14 protein-coding genes are annotated in these 17408 nt (G+C 60.4%); 7 read left to right on the plus strand and 7 right to left on the minus strand.

Translation table 11 applies throughout. The features are described 5' to 3' along the window. Positions 1 to 70: 70 nt before the first annotated feature. The 5 genes from FBX99_RS11775 (at position 71) to FBX99_RS11795 (ending at position 6743) form a co-directional block, all read left to right on the plus strand. Positions 71 to 1378, plus strand: coding sequence for a CitMHS family transporter (locus FBX99_RS11775; RefSeq protein WP_144931033.1), 1308 nt, complete (start codon positions 71 to 73; stop codon positions 1376 to 1378). Between the two features lie 76 nt (positions 1379 to 1454). Beyond that, positions 1455 to 2222 (plus strand): TerC family protein, encoded by a 768-nt coding sequence (locus tag FBX99_RS11780; protein WP_024778426.1) that lies wholly within the window; start codon positions 1455 to 1457, stop codon positions 2220 to 2222. A gap of 328 nt (positions 2223 to 2550) precedes the next feature. Beyond that, a complete protein-coding gene (locus FBX99_RS11785; RefSeq protein WP_144931031.1) occupies positions 2551 to 4209 on the plus strand; it encodes a Na/Pi cotransporter family protein in 1659 nt (552 codons plus the stop codon). A 57-nt stretch (positions 4210 to 4266) separates the two neighbouring features. Further along, complete coding sequence (locus FBX99_RS11790) at positions 4267 to 5643, plus strand: pitrilysin family protein (protein ID WP_144931029.1); 1377 nt, start codon at positions 4267 to 4269, stop codon at positions 5641 to 5643. 92 nt (positions 5644 to 5735) lie between these two features. Next, positions 5736 to 6743, plus strand: a complete 1008-nt coding sequence (locus tag FBX99_RS11795) for a DUF5924 family protein (protein ID WP_144931027.1) — start codon at positions 5736 to 5738, stop codon at positions 6741 to 6743. A 54-nt stretch (positions 6744 to 6797) separates the two neighbouring features. Here FBX99_RS11795 and FBX99_RS11800 read toward each other — a convergent pair whose 3' ends face one another. The 5 genes from FBX99_RS11800 to FBX99_RS11820 all read right to left on the minus strand — a co-directional run bounded on the left by FBX99_RS11800 (position 6798) and on the right by FBX99_RS11820 (position 11314). Continuing rightward, complete coding sequence (locus FBX99_RS11800; protein WP_144931025.1) at positions 6798 to 8027, minus strand: nucleoside recognition domain-containing protein; 1230 nt, start codon at positions 8025 to 8027, stop codon at positions 6798 to 6800. A gap of 255 nt (positions 8028 to 8282) precedes the next feature. Next, complete coding sequence (gene gltP / locus FBX99_RS11805) at positions 8283 to 9614, minus strand: glutamate/aspartate:proton symporter GltP (RefSeq protein ID WP_144929992.1); 1332 nt, start codon at positions 9612 to 9614, stop codon at positions 8283 to 8285. 700 nt (positions 9615 to 10314) lie between these two features. Further along, complete coding sequence (locus FBX99_RS11810; protein WP_144929993.1) at positions 10315 to 10779, minus strand: inhibitor of vertebrate lysozyme family protein; 465 nt, start codon at positions 10777 to 10779, stop codon at positions 10315 to 10317. A gap of 2 nt (positions 10780 to 10781) precedes the next feature. Then, positions 10782 to 10946 carry a DUF1328 domain-containing protein gene (locus FBX99_RS11815; protein WP_003177151.1) on the minus strand — a complete coding sequence of 55 codons (165 nt, stop codon included), beginning with the start codon at positions 10944 to 10946 and terminating at the stop codon, positions 10782 to 10784. An 80-nt stretch (positions 10947 to 11026) separates the two neighbouring features. Continuing rightward, positions 11027 to 11314: a hypothetical protein gene (locus FBX99_RS11820; protein ID WP_144929994.1), complete on the minus strand. Its 288-nt coding sequence runs from the start codon at positions 11312 to 11314 to the stop codon at positions 11027 to 11029. Between the two features lie 436 nt (positions 11315 to 11750). Between FBX99_RS11820 and algB the strand changes: the two genes are divergently transcribed. Continuing rightward, positions 11751 to 13097 carry a sigma-54-dependent response regulator transcription factor AlgB gene (gene algB, locus FBX99_RS11825; RefSeq protein WP_144929995.1) on the plus strand — a complete coding sequence of 449 codons (1347 nt, stop codon included), beginning with the start codon at positions 11751 to 11753 and terminating at the stop codon, positions 13095 to 13097. Between the two features lie 10 nt (positions 13098 to 13107). Further along, positions 13108 to 14898: an ATP-binding protein gene (locus tag FBX99_RS11830; RefSeq protein ID WP_145131678.1), complete on the plus strand. Its 1791-nt coding sequence runs from the start codon at positions 13108 to 13110 to the stop codon at positions 14896 to 14898. An 11-nt stretch (positions 14899 to 14909) separates the two neighbouring features. Here FBX99_RS11830 and FBX99_RS11835 read toward each other — a convergent pair whose 3' ends face one another. Continuing rightward, positions 14910 to 16523 (minus strand): EAL domain-containing protein, encoded by a 1614-nt coding sequence (locus FBX99_RS11835; RefSeq protein WP_145131680.1) that lies wholly within the window; start codon positions 16521 to 16523, stop codon positions 14910 to 14912. 76 nt (positions 16524 to 16599) lie between these two features. Beyond that, positions 16600 to 17379 (minus strand): N-acetylmuramoyl-L-alanine amidase, encoded by a 780-nt coding sequence (locus tag FBX99_RS11840; RefSeq protein WP_144929998.1) that lies wholly within the window; start codon positions 17377 to 17379, stop codon positions 16600 to 16602. Positions 17380 to 17408: the final 29 nt, after the last annotated feature.

The raw sequence follows: 17408 nt of genomic DNA on the forward strand, positions 1-17408 counted from the left end.
GTGTCTCACGTTCTGCGCTGACCTGCCCGGTTCGCCTTAGCCTCGCCGCGCCACGCCTGGAGTATTTCCCATGCTGACTTTCCTTGGCTTCGCCATGGTCATCACGTTCATGTTCCTGATCATGACCAAGCGCCTGTCCGCACTGATCGCCCTGATCATCATCCCGATCCTGTTCGCCCTGTTCGGCGGCTTTGCGCCGAAGATCGGCCCGATGATGCTCGAAGGCATCACCAAGCTCGCTCCGACCGGGGTGATGCTGATGTTCGCGATCCTCTATTTTGCCCTGATGATCGACTCCGGCCTGTTCGACCCGGCCGTGCGCAAGATCCTCAAGCTGGTCAAGGGTGACCCGCTGAAAGTTTCGGTCGGTACCGCCGTTCTGGCGCTCGTCGTTTCCCTCGATGGTGACGGCGCGACCACTTACATGATCTGCGTGGCCGCGATGCTGCCGCTCTACAGCCGCATCGGCATGAGCCCGCGGATCATGGCCGGCCTGATCATCCTCGCCGGTGGCGTGATGAACATGACCCCCTGGGGCGGCCCGACAGCTCGTGCGGCCAGTGCCTTGCATGTGGACCCGTCCGACATCTTCGTGCCGATGATTCCTGCAATGGCGTTCGGTGTGGTGGCGATCCTGGCGATTGCCTACATGTACGGCAAACGCGAGCGTGCGCGCCTGGGTGAATTGCACCTGGCCCACGATGAAATCGACCACAGCGAAATCAGCGTGTCCCAGTTCCCCGACGCCCGCCGTCCAAAGTTGATCTGGTTCAACGGCGCCCTGACCCTGGCCCTGATGTGCACCCTGATCGCCGGCCTGTTGCCACTGCCGGTGCTGTTCATGGTGGCCTTCAGTATCGCAATGATCGTCAACTACCCATGCCTGCAACAGCAGAAAGATCGTGTCGCGGCGCATGCCGGCAGCGTATTGGCGGTGGTCGGGTTGATTTTCGCGGCGGGTATCTTCACCGGCATCCTGTCCGGCACCGGCATGGTCGACGCCATGTCCAAGAGTTTGCTGGCGGTGATCCCGGATTTCCTCGGCCCGTACCTGGCGGTGATTACCGCGCTGGCGAGCATGCCGTTCACATTTTTCATGTCTAACGATGCATTTTATTACGGGGTGTTACCGGTTCTCGCCGAAGCCGCCAGCCATTACGGCATCTCGGCGGTGGAAATGGCCCGTGCCTCGATCGTCGGCCAGCCCGTCCACCTGTTGAGTCCGCTGGTTCCGTCCACTTACCTGCTGGTAGCGCTGGCCGGAATCGAGTTCGGTGATCACCAGCGTTTCACCCTGAAGTGGGCAGTGCTGGTTTGCCTGTGCATAATGTTTGCCGCCTTGCTGATGGGGATCTTTCCGCTGTTCAGCACTCTATAAAAGCAATATCCGCGGCGCCGCGCTTCTGGTTATCCCGAAACGCGGCGCGGCCTAACACTCGTTCAAAGGAACTCACATGGAATGGCTGACCAACCCGGAAATCTGGGTTGCCTTCTTTACCCTGACCGCCCTGGAAATCGTCCTGGGCATCGATAACATCATCATGATCTCGATCCTGGTCAGCCGCATGCCCAAGCACATGCAGGCGCGCACCCGGATCTTTGGTCTGGCCCTGGCCATGATCACGCGGATCCTGTTGCTGCTGTCCATCACCTGGGTCATGCGCCTGACCGCCGATTTGTTCGAAGTGTTCGGCCAGGGCATCTCCGGTCGCGACCTGATCCTGTTCTTCGGTGGCCTGTTCCTGCTGTGGAAAAGCTCCCAGGAGATGTACCACGCGCTGGAAGGCGACGACGAAAGCGACGATCAACCGTCGGGCAAGGGTGGCAACTTCCTCTACACCATCATCCAGATCGCGATCATTGACATCGTGTTCTCCCTGGACTCGGTCATCACTGCCGTCGGCATGGTCTCCCATGTGCCAGTGATGGTGGCGGCGATCATCGTGGCCGTGCTGGTGATGATGCTGGCCTCGGGCACCATCAGCGAGTTCATCGACAAGCATCCATCGCTGAAGATGCTGGCGCTGTCGTTCCTGCTGGTGGTCGGTACCGTACTGATCGCCGAGTCGTTCGACGTCCATGTACCCAAAGGCTATGTCTACTTCGCCATGGCGTTCTCCCTGGCCGTGGAGGCGATCAACATCAAGATGCGCACCGCGATTGCGCGCAAGCGCAAACAGCAGGATCCGGTGAAACTGCGCAAGGACGTTCCGGGTCAGTAACGGAACGGAGCAATGAACGAAGGGGCTCTTGGGAGCCCCTTTTTCATGCCCGCAGTAAAGTGGCCCCAACGCAAAACTCCTGTGGGAGCGGGCTTGCTCGCGAATGCGTCATATCAGCCACATAGTTGCAAACTGATCCACCGCCTTCGCGAGCAAGCCCGCTCCCACCGGGATTTGCGGTGGCTTTTTTGTGACAGTTTTGTTTCAAACGACTCTTTAGCTGTGCAATGCTGGCGCCCTAACCGTTCGCCAACTACAGCTTAAGTACAACGAAGAACGATGTGGCATCGTCAACTTGTCTCTTTGAGACGCTAACAGGGGGCCTCTCATGCTGACCCTGCTGAATCTACTCTCTGCCGTAGCCCTGCTGATCTGGGGCACGCATATCGTCCGTACCGGCATCCTGCGGGTCTATGGCTCCAACCTGCGCCACGTCATCGGCCAGAACATGTCCCGGCGCTGGCTGGCATTTGTCGCCGGCATCATGGTCACCGCCATGGTCCAGAGCAGCAACGCCACGGCCATGCTGGTCACCTCGTTCGTCGGCCAGGGGTTGATGGCGCTGACCCCTGCCCTGGCGACCATGCTCGGCGCCGACGTCGGCACGGCGTTGATGGCCCGGGTGCTGACCCTCGACTTGTCGTGGCTGTCGCCGTTGCTGATTTTCCTCGGGGTGATTTTTTTCCTGTCGCGCAAACAGACCCGCGTCGGGCAAATGGGCCGTGTCTCCATCGGCCTGGGGCTGATCATCCTCGCGCTGCAATTGATCGTCGAAGCCGCCGCGCCCATCACCCAGGCCCAAGGCGTGAAGGTGATCTTCGCCTCGCTGACCGGCGACATCCTGCTCGATGCGTTGGTGGGAGCGCTGTTCGCCATGATCTCCTATTCGAGCCTGGCCGCCGTGCTGCTGACGGCAACCCTGGCCGGCGCGGCGGTGATCAGTCTGCCGGTAGCCATTGGCCTGGTGATCGGCGCCAACATCGGCAGCGGCGTGCTGGCGTTCCTCAGCACCAGTATGCAGAACGCTGCCGGAAGGCAGGTGGCACTGGGGAGCCTGTTGTACAAGCTGATCGGATTGTTGCTGATCATTCCAGCGCTCGACCCCCTGGTGGGGTGGCTGGACAGCCTGGATTTCAGCCCCCAGGAAACCGTCATCGGCTTTCACCTGCTCTATAACTCCGTACGCTGCCTGGTGCTGCTGCCCAGCGTCGCGCCGATGGCCAGGCTCTGCGCGTGGCTGCTGCCGGAGCGCGCGGAAACCAACGGCACCGCCAAGCCCCGACACCTGGATCCCACGGCCCTCGTCACGCCGAGCCTGGCCCTGGCCAATGCGGCCCGGGAGACACTGCGCATCGGCGACCTGATCGAAAACATGCTCGAAGCCATGCTCGACGTGCTGCGCGGCCAGCAGACGGCGCTCACCCAGGAGGTGCGGCGCGTGAGCGATGACGTCGAGATACTGTGCAGCGCCATCAAGTTGTACATGGCCCAGATGCCCCGCGAAGACCTCAGTGAGCAGGACAGTCGTCGATGGGCGGAGATCATCGAGCTGGCGATCAACCTGAAGCTCGGCAGCGACCTCATCGAACGCATGCTACGCAAGGTCCAGCAGCAGAAGACCTCGCAGCGCCTGTCCTTTTCCGACGTAGGCCTGGAGGAGCTGGCGGGGCTGCACAGCCATTTGATCGCCAACCTGCGGCTGGGCTTGTCGGTGTTCCTCAGTGGCGATCGGGAAAGCGCCCGTCAGTTACTGCGCGAGAAACGGCGCTTTCGTGCCCAGGAAAGACGGATGGCCCATGCCCATGTCAGCCGCTTGCAGCGCAAGATCGTACAAAGCCTGGAGACCAGTTCCCTGCACCTGGAACTGATTGCCGACATGCGGCGCCTCAACTCGCTGTTCTGCGGCAGCGCCTATGTGGTGCTGGAAACCGCCGAAATCGGTGCCCTGGCGGCGGATGAAATATCCGACATCACCCACTCGCCTTGAACATCTGGCACATTGTTCAGTCAGTAGGGTTGGACTGTCAGTCGCCAGGAAGCCGTTATGCGTGGTCTGTTATTCGCTCTTTTCTTGTTCGGTTCGCTGCCCGCGGTAGCCCTGGACCGGTTCCAGGTCGAAGGCTACACGCTGCCCAACGGCATGCAGCTGCTGCTCAAGCCCGGCAGCGAACGCGGTCACGTCGCCATCCGGCTGGTGATCGGCGTGGGCCTGGACGACTTCAGCTGCGCCGAAAAAGAGCTGCCGCACCTGCTTGAGCATGCGCTGTTCAGCGGGATCGATGAAGGTGGCGAAGGCGCCTTGGAAGAGCGGATGCAGGCGCTGGGCGGCGAGTGGAACGCGTTCACCAGCAATGCCGACACCACCTTTGTCATCGAGGCACCGGCAAGTAACCAGCGCAAGATCCTCGACCTGCTGCTGGCGGTGCTGACCCGCACCCGCATCGATGAAAAGGCCCTGGAGGCAGCGAAACGGGTGGTCGAACGCGAGGACGGCGGCCACTACACCCACCTGCAACGCTGGCTCGACCGCCAGGACCTGGGGCACAAGGCCAGCAACCAGTTGGCGGTGGAGCTGGGCTTGCGTTGCGCGGAACGGGCCGAAGTCGAGCAGCACACCCTCGCCCGCCTCGAACAGGTTCGCAAAGCCTGGTATGCACCGAACAACATGACGCTGATCGTGGTCGGCGACCTCGATCGCTTGCTGCCGGCCTACCTGGAACGCACCTACGGCAAGCTCAAACCGGTCGAGCCCACCGCCCACGAGGCACTGCCACAGATCCGCTACAGCGCCGTGACCAAGCGCAACCTGATCCGCAGCCTGGTGGGCGATGGCGCCAAGCTGCACTGGTTGTTCCCCGAACCGGTATTGGAACAGCAACACGACGAGACCTTCGACCTGCTCAAGAACTATCTGGACTGGGCCCTCTATCGCCAGCTGCGCCTGGCCCGCGGCCTGTCCTATGGGCCATGGGTGGAGCGGGAGGTGTTCGGCGGCGTCGGCTTCCTCAGCCTGAACGCAGACCTGGCCCGCGAAGATCTGCCACAAGCCGAACAGGCCCTCGAAGAATTGCGCATAACATTGCTCAAGGACGGGCTGGACCCCGACAGCTTCATGCGCCTCAAACGCGCAGCCATTGCCCACCAGACCTGGGCGGTTCAAGGCAACAGTGCCCTGGCGGATTACTACTGGGGCGCCCTGGGCGACTACGAAGACGGTCGCTTCGCCAACCCAGCCGTACGCCTGCAGGCGGTGAGCCTGGAACAGGCCAACCAGGCCCTGCGCGAACTGCTCAAGGACCCGGGCTACCTGCGCATCGAGAAGCCGCTGCTCAGTGACGATGAACTGGTCTGGGGAGTGGGCGGTCTGCTGGGGTTGTTGCTGTTGGGATTGGTGGTGTGGAGGCTGCGTCTCAAGACCTGACCTGCTGGGTTCTTGTGGCGAGCCTCGCCATACAGGTGTCAGAACGATACTCTGTCGGGGATATTTCCTACGACTTACTGTGAAACCGCCTAATGCAGACCCTGACCCATTACATCCAGCGCATCCTTGAATTGATGAAGCGCTACCCAGGGGTCATCGCGCTCGGCGGTTTCATCTCCGGCGCCGGCAGTTTCGTACTGGTGGACCGCCAGCAAGGCCTGGCGACCTGGATCGCCGTCCTGATGCTGGTGAGCTGGCTCTGGCTGATGCTGGAAAACAGCCTGACCCGACTGTTCACGCGGATCTTCAAGCGGGAAATACCGCAGCCGTTGCTGCGCTACGCCACGCAGATGATTCACCAGGAAAGCCTGTTTTTTGTCCTGCCGTTTTTCCTGATCACCACCACCTGGAACAGCAGCCAGCTGATTTTCACCGGGTTGCTGGGGGCCTCAGGGCTGATTTCGATCACCGATCCGCTGTATTACAAATGGCTGGCGCCCCGGCGCTGGGCGTTCCTGGCGTTGCACACGCTGACGCTGTTCGCTGCCCTGCTCACGGCGCTGCCGATCATCATGCACCTGACCACCGACCAGAGTTTCAAGCTGGCACTGGGCATCGCCATGCTGCTGTCGTTCCCGAGCCTGGCCTCGATCTTTCCGATCCGCACCGTGCGCAACGCCCTGGCGATTCTATGCATCACCCTGGGCATTGGCGCCGCCGGATGGGTGCTGCGCTCCTGGGTACCACCGGCCACACTGTGGATGACCGAAGTGGCGATCAGCACCCAGCTGGAGGACCGCACACCCGGTGACAGCTTCAAGGAAGTCAGCGCCGCGCAGATCCGCGGCAATGGTCTGTATGCCTATACCGCCATCAATGCGCCGCGCGGGCTCGACGAGCGGATCTATCACGTCTGGCAGTTCAACGGCAAAGAAGTGGACCGTATCGCCCTGGACATTCATGGCGGACGCAAGGAAGGCTACCGCGCCTGGACCCACAAGCAGAACTTCCCGGACAAGCCGGCGGGTAAATGGCAGGTAAGGGTACTGACGGAGAACGGGCAGATGATCGGGGTGCTGCGGTTCAGCGTAACGGACTGAGGCAGGGCAAGCTTTGAACCTGTGGGAGCAGGCCCGCTCCCACAAGGCCTGTCTTTAACCGAAGAACCAGTAGCAGACCCCGATGGCCCCCAGCACGCCGGCCAGCTCCGCCAGCAACGCACAGCCCACCGCGTGCCGCGCCCGCTGGATGCCCACGGCGCCGAAGTACACCGCCAGTACATAGAACGTGGTCTCGGTACTGCCCTGGATGGTCGCCGCCACCAGGGCCGGGAAACTGTCCACGCCGGACGTCTTCATGGTTTCGATCAGCATCGCCCGGGCGGCACTGCCGGAGAACGGCTTGACCATCGCCGTCGGCAAGGCGTCGACGAAGCGCGTGTCCCAGCCGGCCCACTGCACCAGGTGCCGGATACCGTCCAGACCGAAATCCAGTGCGCCCGAAGCCCGTAACACGCCGACCGCACACAGCATCGCCACCAGATACGGCAGCAGGCCCTTGGCAACGTCGAACCCTTCCTTAGCGCCTTCGACGAATGCTTCGTACACCTTGACCTTGCGCAGGGCGCCCACCACCAGGAACAGGATGATCAGGCCGAACAACGTCAGGTTGCCGAGGATCGAGGACAACCCCGCCAGGGCTGTCGCCGAGAGCGTGGCCAGCAACGCCATGAACCCGCCCAGCGCCAGCGCCCCGGGAATCAGGTAAGCCAGCACTACCGGATCCCACAACCGCAGGCGTTGCATGAGAGCCACTGACAGCAGCCCCACCAGGGTTGAACAACTGGTGGCGAGCAGGATCGGCAGGAACACCAGGGTCGGGTCCGGCGCGCCTTGCTGGGCGCGGTACATGAAGATCGTCACCGGCAGCAGCGTCAGCGACGAGGCATTGAGCACCAGGAACAGGATCTGCGCATTGCTGGCAATGGTCGGGCTGGGGTTCAGGTCCTGCAGGGCGCGCATGGCCTTCAGGCCGATGGGGGTGGCGGCGTTGTCCAGGCCCAGGCCGTTGGCGGCGAAGTTGAGGGTGATCAGGCCAATGGCTGGATGGCCCGGCGGCACTTCCGGCATCAACCGCAGGAACAGCGGACCGAGGGCCTTGGCCAGCCAGTCGACGATCCCGGCCCTTTCAGCGATCCGCAGGAATCCCAGCCACAGGGTCAGGGTGCCGAACAGCAGAACCATCACCTCCACCGACAGCTTGGCCATGGCGAAGATGCTTTCCACCATCGCCGCGAAGATGCCGGCATTGCCACCTACCAGCCACTGCATCAGCGCCGAGACGGCCGCCACGATAAAGAAGCCAAGCCACAGGCCATTGAGCATCGGTTAACCCCCCGGAAGATGCGGCGAATGATAGCGGGACCGGCAGAAACGACAAACCCCGGATTTATCCAGGGGTTTGTCTTGTGGGACCCGAGCTTGCTCGCGATGGCGTCGGATTAGTCAGCATTACCGTCGGCTGACACTCCGTCATCGCGAGCAGGCTCCCACAGGGGTCATGCATCATTCGCAAATGCCGCGATCACTCAGATCCATTGTGGGAGCGAGCCTGCTCGCGATAGCGGTCTCAAGCCTGCCTCAACGGCTGGAAGTTTCCCCCGCCGGCAGCGGCTCCTTGCTGCGCCAGTGCGGCAGAGAATTCCAGTAGCGCTGGCCCTTGGCGTCATCGTACATGCCTTCCCAGCGAGCGATTACCAGTACGGCCAGGGCGTTGCCGATCACGTTCAATGCGGTACGTGCCATGTCCATGACACGGTCGACACCGGCGATGAAGGCCAGGCCTTCCAGTGGGATACCGACACTGCCCAGGGTCGCCAGCAATACCACGAAGGACACGCCCGGCACGCCGGCGATGCCTTTGGAAGTAACCATCAACGTCAGCACCAGTAGCAATTGCTGACTGATGGACAGGTCGATGCCATACAACTGGGCGATGAAAATCGCCGCGATGCTCTGGTACAGCGTCGAACCGTCGAGGTTGAACGAGTAACCGGTCGGCACCACGAAGCTGCAGATGGCTTTCGGCGCACCGTAGGCTTCCATCTTCTCGATCACGCGTGGCAACACGGTTTCGGAGCTGGCGGTGGAATAGGCCAGCACCAGTTCGTCCTTGAAGATGCGCATCAGCTTGATCACCGAGAAGCCGAACAGACGAGCGATCAGGCCCAGGACCACGAAAGCGAAGAAAGCGATGGCGACATAAACCAGGATCACCAGTTTCGCCAGCGGCAGCAGGGAAGCGAAGCCGAAGTTGGCCACGGTCACCGCAATCAACGCGAAAACGCCAATCGGGGCGTACTGCATGATCATATGGGTGACTTTGAACATGCTTTCGGACACGCCCTGGAACATCTTCACCAGCGGCTCGCGCAGGTCCGATTGCAGGCTGGAGAGACCCAGGCCGAACAGTACGGAGAAGAAAATGATCGGCAGCATCTCGCCGCGGGTCAACGCCGCGAAGATATTCGACGGAATCAGGTTGAGAATGGTCTGGACAAAGGCATGCTCGTGCTGCACTTCGGCGGCCGTGGCCTGGTACTTGGAGATATCCACCGTGCCCAGGGTGCTCATGTCGATGCCGCTGCCTGGATGGAAGAAATTCGCCAACAGCAGACCGACGACAATGGCGATGGTGGTGACGATTTCAAAGTAGAGGATCGTCTTGAGGCCGATACGCCCGAGCTTCTTCGCGTCACCGACCCCGGCAATGCCGACGATCAGCGAGGAAATCACGATCGGGATCACGATCATCTTGATCAGACGAATAAAGATATCGCCTGCCGGTTGCAGCACGTTGCTGATCCACCAGGCTTTCTCGGCACTGAAATGGTTAAGCAGCGCGCCCAGTGCAATACCGAGCACGAGACCGATGAGGATCTGCCAGGCGAGGCTTAATCTTGCCTTCTTCATATCGTTACCCTTACTTCGATTGGACTCGGACAGAAGCGCAAATCCGACCGCTCATGGCGATGCGAATCGTGCTCCCGCCCCGTATAAGGTCACCCGAACGCGCGCTGGCGGCTTACTGGCGGGCGAAAAAAGGCGCAACTATTGCGATGCGAGGGGGGACCGTCTAATGCCGTAAACGCCTACCCTATGCCGAATCGGCATGAAATTTTCAAAACAAAACCCGCGTTCCAAATCGTTCAGATGCGGGATTTAAGCAGGCATAAATGCCGTAAACCGGCGGTTTCAGCGTAGCCTGGCTTAATGTCTTCTGCCGGGGAAACCGATGAAACGGGTAGCCGAAGGCAACGGCGATGGCTGGAAAGCTCTCCGATATACGGTCAGACGTCAGGGAAAAAATCGAAGTGACAGGACAAGACAGGACAAAATGCCGCATTGGGACTGCGATCATCAAACCTGAATAACCAGCCGCTCTGGAATGGGCTTCTTGCTTAACAAGCTCTACGCAGGTTCGCCAAGCCCTTGCGGTTTCGCGAACCTGCGTCGCAGCTTTTTCCTGACCCGGCCCTTTCGCAGGCACCCCTTGTGCCCGTAGGTCACTCCGACCCTGAATGGTCAGAACGTCCCGGCCCCCTGGTCATGCATCGGCCCTCCTCGGGCTGTGCAAAGGGAAAAACAGGGTTGTCTTTCCCGTTATCCAGATTCAGTACCAGTTGGGATCTTTCTTGAGTTGTTCCATTAACAGTTCTTGCATACCTTCATCGGGATTGCCGAGGAAGCGGTAATTGGCATGACGGGTCGGCGACTTGTCGGCGGGCAACCCGGCGGGCACCTCGACCAGCAACGCGTAGGCCTCGTCCTTGTCAAAACTGAAAGCGACGAACAGGCGCTCGTTGCGGCACGTCGCATGGGTTTCGCACAGCGGGCCTACCAGATATTTGTCGCCATCTTCCTCGACGGCGTTCATCTGTTCCGAATCACCCGTCAGATTCATGACCCATTCCGGCAGACGCTCTTCTTTCTTGACGACGTGCTGCCAGGTTTCACGGTATTGCGCGTCAGCCTGAAGCAATTGATTAACGCGCATCTGACCGTCATTGGCAGCCATTGCCGTGGTGCAGCCGCCCAGTAGCAGGGCGGCGGCCAGTCCTTTTAGTGCAGCGTTCATGGTCAGCCTCGACCGCGACGGCCAAAGAAGAAGGAGGCAATGAACATCACCAGGAACACGACAAAGAGAATCTTGGCGATGCCCGTGGCGGTGCCGGCGATACCACCGAAGCCCAGGACTGCAGCGATGATGGCAATGATCAGGAAGGTAATTGCCCAGCTCAACATGGTGATTCTCCTTACGCTTTTCTATTTAGTTAGGGACTGGTTGGAATGGTTCCGAGCGCGTCGGACGCACGGTCAGTGCTTTAAAACACCCAGCGCTCCTGGCGGGGCACGTCGGTCAGCGGCTGAGCCTGATCGACATCCATCATCCGCATGGAGGCGGACGCTTCCGCTACGCTGCTTACGGCACTGAAGTGGGTTTGGGTAGCGCGATGAATCGACACCGGCGCTGGCTCGGGCTGCTGGCTGTAATGCCAAAGGAGCAGTTGCTGACCCACCACGAGGGTCACCAGCAATGCCAGGACAGCCCACAAACCCTGCTGAATGTGCAGGGAAGTGATAGGTAATCGGGCGGCACGTTGCAAATTCATCCTGGAATTCCTCCCCACCCCGGGTGGTGATCTGGTTAGGCGCTCTAAACGCCACGATGACCAGACTATTGCAGACGGCATGCCAGAAATTTCAGGATAAAAAACCGTTAATAATCAGTCAGTTAAATACACCCAATCAAACAGCGAAATCGCATCCTGCACGATGGCCCTGAACGCGGTCGTGCGTATTGCACGAATGAGGGGGAGAAAGGCGAGCAGATTCTTTTTGAATTGCTGTTGGAAAACGGCGGTCGGAATGAGCAGGCTGACCGCTCATCGCGAATGAACTGAAAAAAATTTACGTAAATCAGCTCTTTAGGTCTCTACAACTCACCGCGGCGCTTTCTATAGGTAATATTCGCTCAGAATCGACCATGCAACTTGCCCGATTTTTCTGACACTAACCAACATCATTCATTAAAGGAGCGTAGGAAAAATGGAATCAGCCACGGAGCATCAAGGCCGCATTCTGCTGGTAGACGATGAGTCCGCCATTCTGCGTACGTTCCGCTATTGCCTGGAAGACGAAGGCTATACCGTTGCCACTGCCAACAGCGCCGCCCAGGCCGATGCCTTGTTGCAGCGCCAGGTATTCGACCTGTGCTTTCTCGACCTTCGCCTGGGGGAGGATAACGGCCTTGATGTGCTGGCACAGATGCGCATCCAGGCGCCGTGGATGCGCGTGGTGATCGTCACCGCCCATTCGGCTGTCGACACTGCGGTGGACGCAATCCAGGCCGGTGCCGCCGACTATCTGGTCAAGCCATGCAGCCCTGATCAGTTGCGCCTGGCGACCGCCAAGCAATTGGAAGTCCGCCAGTTATCGGCAAGGCTGGAGGCGCTGGAAGGCGAGATGCGCAAACCCAAGGACGGCCTCGACTCCCACAGTCCGGCGATGAAGGTGGTACTGGAAACAGCCCGTCAAGTGGCCAGCACCGACGCCAATATCCTGATTCTTGGCGAGTCCGGCACCGGTAAAGGAGAACTCGCGCGGGCGATCCATGGCTGGAGCAAACGTGCGAAAAAATCCTGTGTCACCATCAATTGTCCATCCCTCACTACCGAGCTGATGGAAAGCGAGCTGTTTGGTCACAGTCGTGGCGCGTTCACCGGTGCCAGCGAAAGCACGCTGGGACGGGTCAACCAGGCGGACGGCGGAACGCTTTTTCTCGACGAGATCGGCGACTTTCCGCTGACATTACAGCCGAAGTTGTTGCGCTTCATCCAGGACAAGGAATACGAACGGGTCGGCGATCCGGTCACCCGCCGGGCCGATGTGCGAATCCTCGCAGCGACCAACCTGAATCTTGAAGACATGGTCCGCGACGGACGTTTTCGGGAGGACCTGCTGTACCGCTTGAATGTCATTACCCTGCACTTGCCACCGCTGCGCGAGCGCGCCGAAGACATCCTGACCCTGGCGGACCGTTTCCTGGCCCGCTTCGTCAAGGAGTATGCACGTCCGGCCCGGGGATTCAGTGATGAAGCCCGTGAAGCGCTGCTAGGCTATCGCTGGCCGGGCAACATCCGGGAGCTGCGTAACGTGGTGGAGCGTGCCAGCATCATTTGTCCCCAGGAAAAAGTCGAGATCAGTCATTTGGGCATGGCCGAGCAACCGGTCAACAACGCACCGCGCATCGGCGCCGCGCTGAGCCTCGACGAACTGGAGAAGGCCCATATCGGCGCCGTACTGGCTACGGCCGATACACTGGACCAGGCGGCCAAGACCCTGGGCATCGATGCCTCCACGCTGTATCGCAAACGCAAGCAATACAACCTGTGAGCGGCACCTTATGAAACTGGCGATGAAGCTGCGCACTCGACTGTTTCTCAGTATTTCGGCCCTGATCACAGTGGCTTTGCTGGGATTGCTGCTTGGCTTGGTCAGCGTGATGCAAATGGCCAATACCCAGGAACAATCGGTGCGCGACAACTTCATCTTGCTGGACCTGGGCCTCAAACTGCGCCAGACCCTGGGCGACCAGTTGATGATCATGCTCGATGACAAGCCCGACCTGGCTGCGCTGGAAGATTCCAAGCGGCAATATTTCGGTCTGCTGGAGGAGGGCATTGCCCACGAACAGGGCCTGGAAGAGCCTGCGACTAACTTCACCCAGGCCAAGGCCGACTACCTTGGATTCCTCGAGGCCTTTGCAGCTTCTCGCCAGCAGCCGTCCCAACTCACGGGCATCCAGGACCTCACCGAGAAATTCAATGTATTGCGTAACGGGCTGATCGAAGGGTATCGGCACGCCTTGAATAACATCAGCGACACCCAGACCCGCTCCCGTGACCGGGCGTTGCTGATCTCCGGCCTGCTGGGCCTGGTGGGGGTGGCCGTGCTGGTCATCGGTTTCGTCACGGCCCATGGTATCGCGCGGCGCTTCGGGACACCCATAGAGGCACTGGTTTCAGCCGCGGACGACATCGGCCAGGGTAATTTCGAAGTGACGTTGCCGGTTTCCACTTCTCCTGAACTGAACTTGCTGACGCGTCGTTTCGGAATCATGGCCCAGGCCCTGCGTGAGCATCAGGCCACCAATGTCGACGAGTTGCTGGCCGGCCAGCAGCGCTTGCAAGCGGTACTCGACAGCATCGACGATGGCTTGCTGATGATCGACCGCCAGGGCCGGCTGGAGCACCTGAATCCAGTCGCCCAACGGCAACTGGGCTGGGACGAGGAACGCTTGGGCCAGGGATTGGGAGAGGCGCTTGGACGCCCCGATCTGGATGAGGAATTGCACCTGGTGCTGCGCGGCGGAACGTTGGAGCGGGCACCGGACGATCTGAGCATCGAGGTGGATGGCGAATCCCGGTTGCTGACCTACAGCCTTACGCCTGTCAGCCATACCCAGGGGCATATCCTCGGGGCAGTGATGGTGCTGCACGACGTCACCGAACAGCGCGCCTTCGAACGGGTACGCAGTGAGTTCGTGCTGCGGGCTTCCCATGAGTTGCGCACACCGGTGACCGGCATGCACATGGCGTTCGGCCTGCTGCGCGAACGCGTCCATTTTCCTGAAGAATCCCGCGAAGCGGACCTGCTCGACACCGTCAATGAAGAAATGCAGCGGTTGATGCAGCTCATCAATGACCTGCTGAACTTCTCGCGCTACCAGAACGGTTTGCAGAAGCTGACCCTGGCCCCTTGCTCCATCGAAGACTTGCTGGAAGCGGCCCGCCTGCGATTCGCCGCCCAGGCCCAAGCCAAGGGCATCGAGTTGCTCGTGGCGATCCAGGGCCCGCTGCCACGCCTGCACGCCGATGCGGCGCAGCTGGAGCGGGTGCTGGATAACCTGATCGACAATGCCATGCGCCACACCGGCGACAACGGTCAGATCCGCCTGCAAGGCCGGCGCCACGGCGAACGGGTGATCATCAGCGTCGAAGACAACGGCGAAGGTATCGCCTATGGCCAACAGGGGCGGATCTTCGAACCTTTCGTCCAGGTCGGACGCAAGAAAGGTGGCGCAGGCCTGGGGTTGGCGCTGTGCAAGGAAATCGTTCAACTCCACGGAGGGCGCATGGGTGTCTACTCAAGGCCAGGGCAGGGCACCCAGTTCTACATGGCGCTGACGGTTTGAGGCGGTATTGTCTAAGCCTCGTCGTCCAGGCGCCGCCCAAGCCGTCGTCGCCCGCGGGTAATCAGCTCGATGAACTGCACGGCACTGAGGGCATGGGCAAACAGCCAGCCCTGGCCGAACGTTACGCCTTCGCTACGCAGGTATGATGCCTGGGCCTCGTGCTCGATACCTTCGGCAATCACCTTGAGCTCCAACGCATGGGCCATGCGAATGATGTGCGGTGCCACGCCACTGCTGGCGGCGTCGTGGCCGAGGGCATCGATAAAGGCCTTGTCGATTTTAAGGCAGTCCACCGGCAGGGTCTGCAGGTAAGCCAGGCTGCAATAACCGGTGCCAAAGTCGTCAATCAGCACCTGATGACCCACATCGCGTAATGATTGCAGGTTATCCCTGGCGACCAATACATCGATCAGCCCGCGCTCCGTCACCTCAAAAGCAATCTGCCGCGCCGAAACCCGGTGCCGCGCCAGCAAGCGGGCGATGACTTCGCCGATGCGCGGTACCATCACGTCGCATGCCGCCAGGTTCACCGAAATATAAAGCTGCGGATTGGCCCGCAACAGCTGGCCCAGCTGGTCAAACAACCGCTGTAAGACGAAGTCGGTGATCTGGCGGATCTGTCCGGTATCTTCTGCCATCGGAATGAACAGCTCCGGGCTGGTCAAGCTGCCGTCCGGTCGCCGCCAGCGCAACAAGGCTTCAGCACCGACACAATTGCGGCTGCGCAGGTCGAAAATGGGTTGATACAGCACTTGGAACTCGCCGCGCCGGATGGCCCCATGCAGCTCGACATCCATGGATTGACGCTGGCGCGCCAGGAGAAACACCAGAAAACCGATTCCCAGGCCCAATATCAAGCTGGTGGGCAACATCCACCAGGCATTGGCCGGAATATGAAAGCCTTTGCGCTGGGCAATCAGCACCAGCTGATATTCCGGACTGTCGGTCTGCATGCGATAGATCAGCCGGTTCGCTGTTACTTGCAGGGCATTGCGGTTGTTCGGCGGCCAAGGTTCGGTGGGCGGCCAATATTGATCGGTACCCAGCACGGGAACGGCTCGCTCGCCATGGTCCAGGATCACCAGCAGGCTGCTGCCGGGTGGCAGGTCCACCACATCGGTCAGATGCCCCCTGGAGGTGGCGACCCGAAAGTTGCCACGCCCCAACATCAATGCAGCGCGGTTTTCGTCGGGCTCGGTGGTGGTGTTCAGCCAATAACTGTAGGTTGGCCCCCGTAAGTCGGGCGCACGGGCAAGGGACAATCCGCTCTGGCGTGGACGGCTGGAGCAGGTACCGCGACTGTCGATATACACCGCTTCGTAGACGAAGCGGTAGTTGAAACTGACCTGTTGCAAGGTCGCGATCATCTCTTCGTCGCATCCACGCAGCGGTTGGTTCTGCAGATCATCGAGGCTTTCGCGCAACTGCCCGAAAAGCTGTTCCAGCCTCTGCAGGAACCGTTCACCCTGGGCGTTCATCTGCTCGCTTTCGCGCTGCTGGGTCTGTTGCACGACAACGAACAAGCTCCCCGCCAGCAGAAGTAACGTACTCAGGGCAGCCGCGACCATCGCCAGGAATAGAGGGCGGTGGAGCCAGCTATGCAGGGTTTCTCGGGCAGCCTTCATCAATTGATAATCCGAAAGTTACCAATGAGTTATAGCCGCAAATTTGGATTTAGCCTTTATCGTCGGACAGGCGTCATTATTTTGTCTGGTTGAGTACTTGCAGGATGGCCGCACTTTGCGCGTCCGGCGTACCGTCGAACCGGGCCGGTCGATACCGCATCTGGAAGGCAGCCAGCACATGGCGAGTAGCCACGTCCCATTCGCCGGTGCGGGGCGTCGGGTAGCCGAGGCGGGCCAACTCAGTCTGGAACCAGGTGGCACTCGGCAGCTGCGCCAGGAATAAGGCCTGCTGGCGCGCCACTGCCTGTTCGTCCGGCCAGACGCCCAGGCCTGCCTCCGCCAGGCGCTTCCAGGGGAACAACGGCCCTGGATCAAGCTTGCGCAGGGGGGCAATGTCGCTGTGTCCGATGATGTTGATCGGGTTGATCGCGTTACGTCGGGTGATGTCCTTGAGCAACGCGATCAAGGATTGGACCTGGGCTTCGCTATAGGGGTACCAGAGACGCCCGGTAGGGCCGTCGACGTAGCCCGGATTGACGATCTCGATGCCAATGGAGCTGGAGTTGAGCCAGGTCCGACCCAGCCATTCGCTTTCTCCGGCGTGCCAAGCGCGCCGACTTTCGTCTACCAGCTTGTAGATAGTAGCGTCCTTGTCGTCGCCGATCAGGTAATGGGCGCTGACTTCGCCATGGGTCAGCAGCGCCAGGGAGCGCTCCAGGGACGCCGAGGTGTAATGCACCACGACAAACTGGATGCGGCTGTCCTGATTGACCGAGGGGTGGCTGGTATCGAGCCTGGGACCGCTGGCGCAACCGGCCAAGGCCAGTAAAAAGACAATGGTGGAGATAATTTTCATGGCGCAAACGCGTTTAAGGTGACCAATAA

Origin of the sequence: Pseudomonas sp. SJZ074 (assembly GCF_007828215.1) — a bacterium.
Classification (GTDB): Bacteria; Pseudomonadota; Gammaproteobacteria; order Pseudomonadales; family Pseudomonadaceae; genus Aquipseudomonas.

Bases quoted from the DNA above. Each gene is read 5' to 3' on its own strand.
- FBX99_RS11775 (WP_144931033.1), top strand. From the start codon at position 71: ATGCTGACTTTCCTTGGCTTCGCCATGGTCATCACGTTCATGTTCCTG.
- FBX99_RS11780 (WP_024778426.1), top strand. From the start codon at position 1,455: ATGGAATGGCTGACCAACCCGGAAATCTGGGTTGCCTTCTTTACCCTG.
- FBX99_RS11785 (WP_144931031.1), top strand. From the start codon at position 2,551: ATGCTGACCCTGCTGAATCTACTCTCTGCCGTAGCCCTGCTGATCTGG.
- FBX99_RS11790 (WP_144931029.1), top strand. From the start codon at position 4,267: ATGCGTGGTCTGTTATTCGCTCTTTTCTTGTTCGGTTCGCTGCCCGCG.
- FBX99_RS11795 (WP_144931027.1), top strand. From the start codon at position 5,736: ATGCAGACCCTGACCCATTACATCCAGCGCATCCTTGAATTGATGAAG.
- FBX99_RS11800 (WP_144931025.1), bottom strand. From the start codon at position 8,027: ATGCTCAATGGCCTGTGGCTTGGCTTCTTTATCGTGGCGGCCGTCTCG.
- gltP (WP_144929992.1), bottom strand. From the start codon at position 9,614: ATGAAGAAGGCAAGATTAAGCCTCGCCTGGCAGATCCTCATCGGTCTC.
- FBX99_RS11810 (WP_144929993.1), bottom strand. From the start codon at position 10,779: ATGAACGCTGCACTAAAAGGACTGGCCGCCGCCCTGCTACTGGGCGGC.
- FBX99_RS11815 (WP_003177151.1), bottom strand. From the start codon at position 10,946: ATGTTGAGCTGGGCAATTACCTTCCTGATCATTGCCATCATCGCTGCA.
- FBX99_RS11820 (WP_144929994.1), bottom strand. From the start codon at position 11,314: ATGAATTTGCAACGTGCCGCCCGATTACCTATCACTTCCCTGCACATT.
- algB (WP_144929995.1), top strand. From the start codon at position 11,751: ATGGAATCAGCCACGGAGCATCAAGGCCGCATTCTGCTGGTAGACGAT.
- FBX99_RS11830 (WP_145131678.1), top strand. From the start codon at position 13,108: ATGAAACTGGCGATGAAGCTGCGCACTCGACTGTTTCTCAGTATTTCG.
- FBX99_RS11835 (WP_145131680.1), bottom strand. From the start codon at position 16,523: ATGAAGGCTGCCCGAGAAACCCTGCATAGCTGGCTCCACCGCCCTCTA.
- FBX99_RS11840 (WP_144929998.1), bottom strand. From the start codon at position 17,379: ATGAAAATTATCTCCACCATTGTCTTTTTACTGGCCTTGGCCGGTTGC.